Here is a 9,042-nt window from a genome sequence, read left to right on the forward strand (position 1 = left end):
TAGGTCGTGCAGTCAGCAAGTCAGCCCCCCGAGCCCCCGCCGAGCCCCTCCGGTCGTCTCCACCGGGCGCGTGCCCTCTACCGGAACGTCTCCAAGCGGCGCACGGCCTGGCTGCTGCTGAAGGACACCGTCAACTCCTGCATCGAGTACCGGATCCTGGGCCTGGCCGCCGAGGCGGCCTTCTTCTCCCTGCTCTCGGTGCCGCCGCTGCTGCTCAGCCTGATCGGCCTGCTCGGCTACGTCGACGCCTGGACCGGCACCGACACCATCACCAGCCTCAAGAACAACCTGCTGGAGGCCTCCCGCACCGTCCTGTCCGACCGGGGGGTGCGCGACATCGCCCAGCCGATCCTGGACGACGTCCTCAAGGGCGGCCGGCCCGACGTCATCTCCATCGGCTTCCTGTTCGCGCTGTGGTCGGGCTCGCGGGCGGTGAACGTCTTCATCGACACCATCACCGTGATGTACGGCCTCGACGGCGTGCGCGGCATCGTCAAGACCCGCCTGATGTCGTTCCTGCTGTTCATCGTGGCCCTGCTGATCGGCTCGGTGGCGCTGCCGCTGATGGTCGCGGGCCCGGACGCGGTGGTGGGCATCCTGCCGTGGTCGACGACGCTGGTCCAAGTCCTGTACTGGCCGGTGGTGATCGTCCTGTCGATCGCCTTCCTGACCACGCTGTACCACGTCTCCGTGCCGGTGCGCTCCCCGTGGATCGAGGACGTCCCCGGCGCGCTGGTCGCCCTCGGCATGTGGGTGCTCGGCAGCTTCCTGCTGCGTATCTACCTGCAGAACACGATCGAGGGCGCGACGATCTACGGCTCGCTGGCCGCCGCCGTCGCGGTGCTGCTGTGGATCGGTGTGTCCGCGTTCGCCGTGCTCGTCGGGGCCGCCGTCAACGCCGCCATCGACCGGGTGTGGCCGGCCGCCGCCACGGCGGCGGCGCGCGCCGCGCAGGAGCGGGTGCGCGAGGCCCAGGTCGCCGAGTACGTGGCCCGGGCCACCGCCGCCCGCGAGTCCGACCCGGACGACCCCGACATGCCGTCGGAGTTCCCCGAGCGCTGGTCCCGCTTCCTGCCCCCGGAGGACGTCACGGGCCGCCTGCGCACCCACGCCAGGACCCCGCACAAGCCCCACGGGGACAACGGCGGCCAGCCGGAGAAGTAGCCGCCGGATCCGGGATACGTGCGCGCGCTCTCGCGTGCCACTGCCCGCGATCTCCGCTCCGCCGGACGGCCGCGGCGTAGCCTGGCGCTGTGTATGCGCAGTGGGCGTCCCGGCTGCCGGGGGCCGTCGTGTGGACGAACCGTCCACCGGCCGGCGGTGCGCCGCCGGTGCTGCCCGACGGCTGCATGGACCTGATGTGGAGCGAGGGACGGCTGATCGTCGCCGGTCCCGACACACGCGCGTACGTCCCCGCCGGGCCGCCCGCCCCGTACGTCGGCGTGCGGTTCTTCCCCGGCACGGCCCCCGCCCTGCTCGGCGTGCCCGCGCACGAGCTGCGCGACCGGCGGGTGGACCTGGCCGATCTGTGGCCCGCCGACCGGGTACGGCGGCTGCGCGCCCGGATCGCCGCCGCGGGCGACCCCGCCGGCGCCCTGGAGGAGACGGCGCTGCGGTGCGCGGCCGACGCCGAGCCGCCCGACCCGCTGCTACGGCGCCTGGTCGACGCGCTGGAGGCGGGCCGCCCGGTCGGCGCCACGGCCGACGAACTCGGATTCAGCGCCCGCCAGTTGCACCGCCGTTCCCTGGCCGCGTTCGGCTACGGACCCAAGACCCTCGCCCGGGTCCTGCGGCTGCAGCGCGCCCTCGCCCTGGTCCGCTCCGGCGTCCCGTACGCCGAGACCGCGGCCCGCGCCGGATACGCCGACCAGGCCCATCTCGCCCGTGACGTGCGGGACCTCGCGGGCATGCCGCTGGGCGCGCTGCTGCGCGGCTCAGTCCTGACCTAGCGGCGCGAACAGGTCGACGCCGTTGCCGTCGGGGTCGTGCAGCACGGCGTACCGCTGCCCCCAGAAGGCGTCCCAGGGCTTGAGCTCGCCGTGGTGGCCGGCGCCCACCATCTCGGCGTACACCGAGTCGACCTCCGCCGGATCGGCGCAGCGCAGGGCCAGCCCGGCCCGGGCGCCGCCGGTCGGCGGCCGCCACTCGGGGTGGAAGGAGCGCACGGTCTCCTCGGTGTCCAGCAGCAGCCGCAGCCCGCCGGGCAGCCCGGCCTCGGTGTGCGGCTCGTGCTCGGCCCCCTGCGGGAACGCGAACCCGAGGCGCCGGTAGAAGGCGACGGAGGCGGCCATGTCGGAGACGACCAGCCCGATGGCGTCGAATCGTGGAGTCATACGGCCACCGTAGGGACCGTCCGGCTCGGCGGTCTTGAAGGAATCGGACGTGCCCCGGGGAGCCGGACGCGCCCCTGGAACCGGATGCGCTCCTGGGAGCCGGACGCGCGTCCCGGGAAACGGCCCCCACCGGCGTTGCGGCTCCGGGCCGCTCGCGTTGCGCGGCCCCGGCGGTGTTGTTCCACTGAAGTACGGCGGTCCGGCCGACCCTGTGTGCGACCGCGCCGGCGGGCTTCCGTGCGCCCTTGCCCTGTTCCTTCGCGTCCCGGACGGCGATCATGACGATGTCCCCCTTCGGTGCCTCCTACGGCGGCCAGGACCCCTTCTCCGAGATCCTCAACCGGTTCTTCGGCATGTCCCCGGGCGCCTCCCCGCCGCAGGTGCAGCGGGTGCCGATCGGGCGGCTGCTCACCGAGTCCGCGCAGGACCTGATCAACCGCGCCACCCGCCGGGCCGCCGAGGGCGGCAGCGCCGACCTGGACACCGAGCACCTGCTGTGGGCCTGCACCCAGGTGGAGCCGGCCCGCGGGCTGCTCGCCCAGGCCGGCATCGACCCGGACGACCTGGCCAAGGCGATCGCCGCCGCGCTGCCCGGCGAGAGCGGCACCCCCTCGGCGCAGCCCGGCCTGACCCCGGCCGCCAAGCGGGTGCTGCTGCGCGCCCACGCCCGTTCCCAGGCCACCGGGGTGTCGTACATCGGCCCGGAGCACATCCTCGGGGCGCTGCTGGACTCGCCCGACTCGGCGGCCGCCAAGGTGCTCACCGGGACCGGCGCGGAACTCGACGGGCTGCGCCGGGCCGCCGAGACCGCCGCACGCCCCGAACGGGACGAGGGCCGCGCGCCCAGCTCGACGCCCACGCTCGACGAGTACGGCCGCGACCTCACCGAGGAGGCCAAGACCGGCAAGCTCGACCCGGTGGTGGGGCGGGCCGAGGAGATCGAGCAGACGGTGGAGATCCTCTCCCGCCGCTCCAAGAACAACCCCGTGCTCATCGGCGAGCCGGGCGTCGGCAAGACGGCGATCGTGGAGGGGCTCGCCCAGCGGATCGTCGCCGGGGACGTGCCGCAGACGCTGAAGGACAAGCGGGTCGTCGGGCTCGACCTGACCGGGCTGGTCGCCGGCGCCCAGTACCGGGGCCAGTTCGAGGAGCGGCTGAAGAACGTCATCGACGAGGTCAAGGCCGCCTCCGAGTCGACGATCCTGTTCATCGACGAGATGCACACCGTCGTCGGCGCCGGCGCCACCGGCGAGGGCTCGATGGACGCGGGCAACATCCTCAAGCCCGCCCTGGCCCGCGGCGAACTGCACGTCGTCGGCGCCACCACCCTCGACGAGTACCGGCGTTACGTGGAGAAGGACGCCGCGCTGGAGCGCCGCTTCCAGCCGGTGATGGTGCCCGAGCCCAGCGTCGAGGAGACCGTGCTGATCCTGGAGGGTCTGCGCGACTCCTACGAGGCCCACCACCAGGTCCGCTACACCGACGACGCGCTCGCCGCCGCCGCCGAGCTGTCCGACCGGTACGTCACCGACCGGTTCCTGCCCGACAAGGCGATCGACCTGCTCGACCAGGCCGGGGCACGGGTGCGGCTGCGCTCGCTCGGCAAGTCCACCGAGGTCACCGAGCGCGAGGACCGGCTGGCCAAGCTGAACCGGGAGAAGGACCAGGCCGTCGCCGCCGAGGACTTCGAGAAGGCCGCCGAGATCAAGGACGCCATCGCCGAGGTGGAGGCGGAGATCGCCGGGGTCGTCGAACGCCGCGAGGGCGTCATGGAGGTCACCGCCGCCGACGTCGCCGAGGTCCTCTCCCGGCGCACCGGCATCCCGGTGGCCCAGCTGACGGAGACCGAGAAGGAGCGGCTGCTGAAACTGGAGGACGCCCTGCACGACCGGGTCGTCGGCCAGGACGAGGCGGTCACCGCCATCGCCCAGGCGGTCCGCCGCAACCGGGCCGGCATGGGCGACCCGAACCGGCCCGTCGGCTCCTTCCTCTTCCTCGGTCCGACCGGCGTCGGCAAGACCGAACTGGCCAAGGCGCTCGCCGAGTTGCTCTTCGGCGACGAGAACAGGCTGGTGCGGTTCGACATGAGCGAGTTCCAGGAGAAGCACACCGTCTCCCGGCTCGTCGGCGCCCCGCCCGGATACGTCGGCCACGAGGAGGCCGGCCAGCTCACCGAGAAGGTCCGCCGCCAGCCGTACAGCGTGCTGCTGTTCGACGAGGTCGAGAAGGCCCACCCGGACGTCTTCAACACGCTGCTGCAGGTCCTCGACGACGGCCGGCTCACCGACGCCCAGGGCCGCACCGTCGACTTCCGCAACACCGTCGTCGTGATGACCTCCAACATCGGCGCCCAGCGCATCCTCGCCCACCACGGCGACGTCGGCGCCATCAAGGACGAGCTGATGGAGGACCTGCGCGGGCGGTTCCTGCCGGAGTTCCTCAACCGCATCGACGACATCGTCGTCTTCCACGCCCTCACCCAGGCCGACCTCGACCGGATCGTGGAGCTGCTGCTCGACGCCAGCCGCCGCCGGGTGCGCGCCCAGGGGCTGGAGCTGCGGGTCACCGACGCGGCGAAGCGGCTGCTCGTCGCGCACGGCCACCAGCCGGAGTTCGGCGCCCGTCCGCTGCGCCGCACCATCCAGGCCGAGCTCGACAACCGCATCGCCTCCCTGCTGCTGGCCGACCAGGCCGACCCCGGCGACACGATCGTCGCCGACGTCGTCAACGACGCGCTGGTGTGCCGGGTGGAGCGTCCGGCGAGGACGGCGGAGGGCGCCGCGGCGGCCGCCCCGTGAGGGACCGGCCGCCGCGGCGGCGGCGCCGTCAGACCAGGACGTTCTTGTAGAAGAGGTTGGAACGGCGATCACCCGCGACGCCCGAGGCGAAGCCCAGGAAGAGGCGGACCTCGCCGGCGGCCGTCTGGTAGATCGCCAGCCCCTCCGGCTCGCGGAAGTCCAGGGTGGAGCCGGCCTTCGTCAGCACCGGGCCCTGCGCGATCGCGCCGGTGTTCATGTCGATGCTGGTGACCTCGGAGTTGACGATCCAGTCGCCGTTGGCGTCCTTGCCGGTGACGTCGTAGCTGTCGCCGGTCAGCACGTACAGGTACTGGCCGTAGGCGGTGTAGCCCTGGAACGTGGGCGACAGCGTGGGCAGCGCGGGCTGCTTGAAGTTGGCGAGCGGGCTGGAGAAGTCGCCGTTCGTGGCGGCGTCGAGGTCGTAGACGGCTATGTGCTTGCCGTCGCTGAGCTGGTGACGGACGATCAGGCGGTTGTTCACCGGGTCGATGGAGCAGGTGTGCTGCGTGGCCGCGGCGACGGGCGTGAACTTGGTCAGCGCGGAGGACGTGTTCGACAGCGTGGTGCCGCTGGTGAACTTGAACCGGGCGAGGCGCTGGCCGTAGCCGTTGACGGAGTCCACCTCCGTCCACAGGTAGGTGGAGCTGCCCACGCCCTGCGCGCCGAAGGCCACACCGTGCCCGAAGCCGGTCAGGTGCATGTAACCGACGTAGTTGCCCGCGAAGTCGAGCTGCGTGATGCACAGGTCGCCGGCCGTGTCCGCCGACCCGTCGCGCCGCTGCGCCACGAACAGGCGCCGGTTGACGTTGTCGAAGGCAAAGCCCTGCTGGACCGTCACGTCGTGCAGCGACTTGCCGCGGTACAGGTCGTACGACGGCTGGGTCAGGTCGAAGCGCTGCGAGGCGGGCACGGACGCGGACGCGGGGGAGGCGGCGGCGCCCAGGCCGAGCGCGGCGAGACCCAGGCCGGAGCCCGCGCGCAGCAGGGAGCGGCGGCTGAAGCCGGCGGTGTGGGACATGAGTCTCCTTCTGTCGAGTGCAGGTCAAGGCGGTGAACCCTAGGGCACGTCGGGGCAGTGATGCACCTGGCCCCCCAGTGACGTTTCTCCGGTGAACCGCTTACGCCATCGGAGTGAGCAAAGCGCTCCCAACGAGACGGTCGGCTATCGGTATAGAGATCCTTTTGACTTGGCAAAGGGCTTCCGTGGTCCCACGCGGTCGCCCTTCGGGCCCCTGTGTTCAACCCCATCCGAGGAGCTGAACGTTGACTTACGGGAACAAGCTGCGCGAGCAGATCGCCGCACCCGGGACGACCCCGCTGATCGGTGTGTACGACATGTACTCCGCCTCGATCGCCGCCCGGCACTACGACGGAATGTTCGTCTCCGGGTTCGGCTTCGCCGCGTCCTACTACGGACTGCCCGACATCGGTTTCATCGCCTGGCCCGACATGGTGGCGTTCGTGCAGCGGCTGCGCGGCGCCTTCCCGCACCACCACCTGCTCGTCGACATCGACGACGGCTACGTCGACCCCGAGGTGGCCTGTCACGTCGTCGAGGGGCTGGAGCGGATCGGCGCCTCCGGGGTCATCCTGGAGGACCAGAAGCGGCCCCGCCGCTGCGGGCACGCCGATGGCAAGCAGGTGCTGCCGCTGGAGGAGTACCTCGACAAGCTCGACCAGGTGCTCAAGACGCGCCGGGACCTCGTCGTGGTGGCCCGCACCGACGCCACCGACGAGGACGACATCCTGCACCGCGCCGAACGGCTCGCCGCCACCGACGCCGACGTGGTCCTCGTCGACGGGGTGCGCAGCGTGGAGTGGATCCGCCGCATCCGCGAGGTGGTCGGCGGCAAGCCGCTGCTGTTCAACCAGATCGCCGGCGGCAAGTCGCCCCGGCTGTCCCTGAGCGAGCTGTCCGGCCTCGGCGTCGACGTCGCCATCTACAGCACGCCGTGCCTGTTCGCCGCGCACGAGGCGATGGACTCCGCGCTCGCCGAACTCAGGCAGGCCGACGGCCGGCTGCCCGATGTCGACGCCGCGAACGGAGTCGGCGTCAAGGCGGCCACCCGGCTGCTGGAACGCAACATCGCCCGCCTGCGGACCACGCCGGCGGCCGAGCGGGCGGCCGGCGAAGCGGAGGCCCCCGAGACCGAAGGGGTTCCGGCGTGACGGACGCCCGCCCCGCCGGGGCGCGGCTGCGCACGGCGGCCGCCCTGACGGCGGCGCTGCTGGCCGCCTCCACGGCCCCCGCCGCGGCGGACGGCAGCCTCATCACCGTGATCGACAACTCCCGGTCGGACTCCGTCCTGGAGGTGGACCGCACCGCCAACCTGCAGACCGGCAGCGGCACCGCCGGCAGTGACCACGACGGCAGCGCCGTGGACCTGATGCAGGCCCTGGTCGGCGCGCGCTGACGGGGTTACCGACCCGGCAGAGACGGCCGGACACCCGCGTGGTGTCCGGCCGTTCACGTGCCCGACGCTCACGCCCCCTTCGGCCGTGCCGTGCTCGCCCGCTCCACCAGGCGGGTCGACAGCTCCGTGCGCGTGCTCTCCGGGCGCTCGCCGTCCATCATGCGCACCAGCAGCCGCAGCGCCGTCGCCGCCATCTCCGCCAGCGGCTGACGCACCGTCGTCAGCGCGGGGGTGCTCCAGCGGGACTCGGGCAGATCGTCGAAGCCGACGACGCTGACGTCGTCCGGCACCCGCAACCCCCGCTCGGCCAGTGCCTCGTACACCCCGAGCGCCATCCGGTCGGAACACACGAAGACGGCCGTGGGCGGCTCGGGCAGCGCCAGCAGCTCACGCATCCGGCGGGCGGCCACCGCTTCGTCGAAACCGGCGTGGCGCACGTACTCCGGGCGGTGCCGCAGCCCCGCCGCCGACAGCGCCGAGCGGTAGCCGGCCACCCGGGCGCCGCTGCACAGCGCGCGCCGGTGCCCGCCGATCACGGCGATCCGCTCGTGGCCGAGGGCCAGCAGGTGCTCGGTCGCCGTCACCCCGCCCTGCCAGTTCGCCGCGCCCACCGACACCACGCCCGGCGGCGGTTCCACCACCGGGTCGAGCATCACGTACGGGATGCGGCGCTGCTCCAGCCAGGCGTACTGCGGCTCCGTCAGCTCCGCCAGGTTGAACAGGACGCCGGCCGAACCGCGCGCGGTGAGCTTGTCCAGCCAGCCGCGCTGCGGGCGGTCGGCGTGGCCGCGGGACAGGTCCGCCGAGACCACGACGTCCAGACCGGCGTCGTGCGCCGCCTGCTCCACGCCGTGCAGGACGGCGCCCGACCGGGAGCTGTCCAGCGCGTGCACCACCAGATCGACCATCCGTGGCGGCCGTACGGCGTCGAAGCGGGGCCGGCGGACGTAGCCGAGCCGGTCCAGTGCCTCCGTGACCCGGCGGCGGGTCTCCGGCGCGACGTCCTGCCGGCCGTTGACCACCTTGGACGCGGTGGGCACGGACACGCCTGCCTCCCGCGCGACCACGGCCAGGGTGGGCCCGGCCGCCACGCTCGCACGTCCCGCCACGCTCGCACGTCCCGTACGGACCATCGGGGAACCGCCTCTCACATGCAGAAAGCGCTTGCTATCGTAGGTGAGGGGTGGGGGGAGGTGAAGAGAGCGGGTGGCGCGTTGTGCTGAGTGGCGTGTCGTGCCCGGTGGCGCGTTGCGTCGGGTGGCGCGTTGTGCCGGATGGCGCGTTGTGCCGGGTGGCGTGTTGTGCCCGATGGCGTGTTGTGCCGGGTGGCGTCGTGGGTCTGGTGGCGCGTCGTGTTGAGTGGCGTGTTGTGCCCGGTGGCGCGTTGCGTCGGGTGGCGTCGTGGGTCTGGTGGCGCGTCGTGTTGAGTGGCGTGTTGTGCCCGGTGGCGCGTTGCGTCGGGTGGCGTCGTGGGTCTGGTGGCGCGTCGTGTTGAGT

The 9,042-nt window shown here is 72.7% G+C and carries 8 protein-coding genes; 5 read left to right on the forward strand and 3 right to left on the reverse strand.

Annotated elements, in window-relative coordinates; genetic code table 11:
* Nucleotides 1-6: 6 nt before the first annotated feature.
* Both C3489_RS19370 and C3489_RS19375 read left to right on the forward strand, forming a co-directional pair.
* A complete protein-coding gene (locus C3489_RS19370) occupies nucleotides 7-1,164 on the forward strand; it encodes a YihY/virulence factor BrkB family protein (protein ID WP_103783132.1) in 1,158 nt (385 codons plus the stop codon).
* Between the two features lie 89 nt (nucleotides 1,165-1,253).
* Nucleotides 1,254-1,949, forward strand: coding sequence for a helix-turn-helix transcriptional regulator (locus tag C3489_RS19375; RefSeq protein WP_103783133.1), 696 nt, complete (start codon nucleotides 1,254-1,256; stop codon nucleotides 1,947-1,949).
* On the opposite strand, the gene C3489_RS19380 is transcribed toward C3489_RS19375, so the two are convergent.
* Nucleotides 1,935-2,333, reverse strand: coding sequence for a VOC family protein (locus tag C3489_RS19380; protein WP_103783134.1), 399 nt, complete (start codon nucleotides 2,331-2,333; stop codon nucleotides 1,935-1,937). The genes C3489_RS19375 and C3489_RS19380 overlap by 15 nt on opposite strands.
* A gap of 278 nt (nucleotides 2,334-2,611) precedes the next feature.
* Here C3489_RS19380 and C3489_RS19385 point away from each other — a divergent pair, with 278 nt between their 5' ends.
* Entirely contained in the window at nucleotides 2,612-5,131 is a 2,520-nt protein-coding gene (locus C3489_RS19385) for an ATP-dependent Clp protease ATP-binding subunit (RefSeq protein WP_103783135.1), read from the forward strand.
* A gap of 28 nt (nucleotides 5,132-5,159) precedes the next feature.
* On the opposite strand, the gene C3489_RS19390 is transcribed toward C3489_RS19385, so the two are convergent.
* Nucleotides 5,160-6,149: a teichoic acid biosynthesis protein C gene (locus C3489_RS19390; protein WP_103783136.1), complete on the reverse strand. Its 990-nt coding sequence runs from the start codon at nucleotides 6,147-6,149 to the stop codon at nucleotides 5,160-5,162.
* Nucleotides 6,150-6,394: 245 nt separating this feature from the next.
* Here C3489_RS19390 and C3489_RS19395 point away from each other — a divergent pair, with 245 nt between their 5' ends.
* Nucleotides 6,395-7,300: an oxaloacetate decarboxylase gene (locus C3489_RS19395; RefSeq protein WP_103783137.1), complete on the forward strand. Its 906-nt coding sequence runs from the start codon at nucleotides 6,395-6,397 to the stop codon at nucleotides 7,298-7,300.
* Entirely contained in the window at nucleotides 7,297-7,545 is a 249-nt protein-coding gene (locus tag C3489_RS19400; RefSeq protein ID WP_258054856.1) for a hypothetical protein, read from the forward strand. Before C3489_RS19395 ends, C3489_RS19400 begins: the two co-directional genes overlap by 4 nt.
* 68 nt (nucleotides 7,546-7,613) lie before the next feature.
* On the opposite strand, the gene C3489_RS19405 is transcribed toward C3489_RS19400, so the two are convergent.
* On the reverse strand, nucleotides 7,614-8,678 hold the full coding sequence (locus C3489_RS19405; RefSeq protein WP_103783138.1) for a LacI family DNA-binding transcriptional regulator: 1,065 nt from the start codon (nucleotides 8,676-8,678) through the stop codon (nucleotides 7,614-7,616).
* Between the last annotated feature and the right edge of the window lie 364 nt (nucleotides 8,679-9,042).

It is taken from the genome of Streptomyces sp. Ru71 (assembly GCF_002920535.1).
GTDB lineage: Bacteria > Actinomycetota > Actinomycetes > Streptomycetales > Streptomycetaceae > Streptomyces.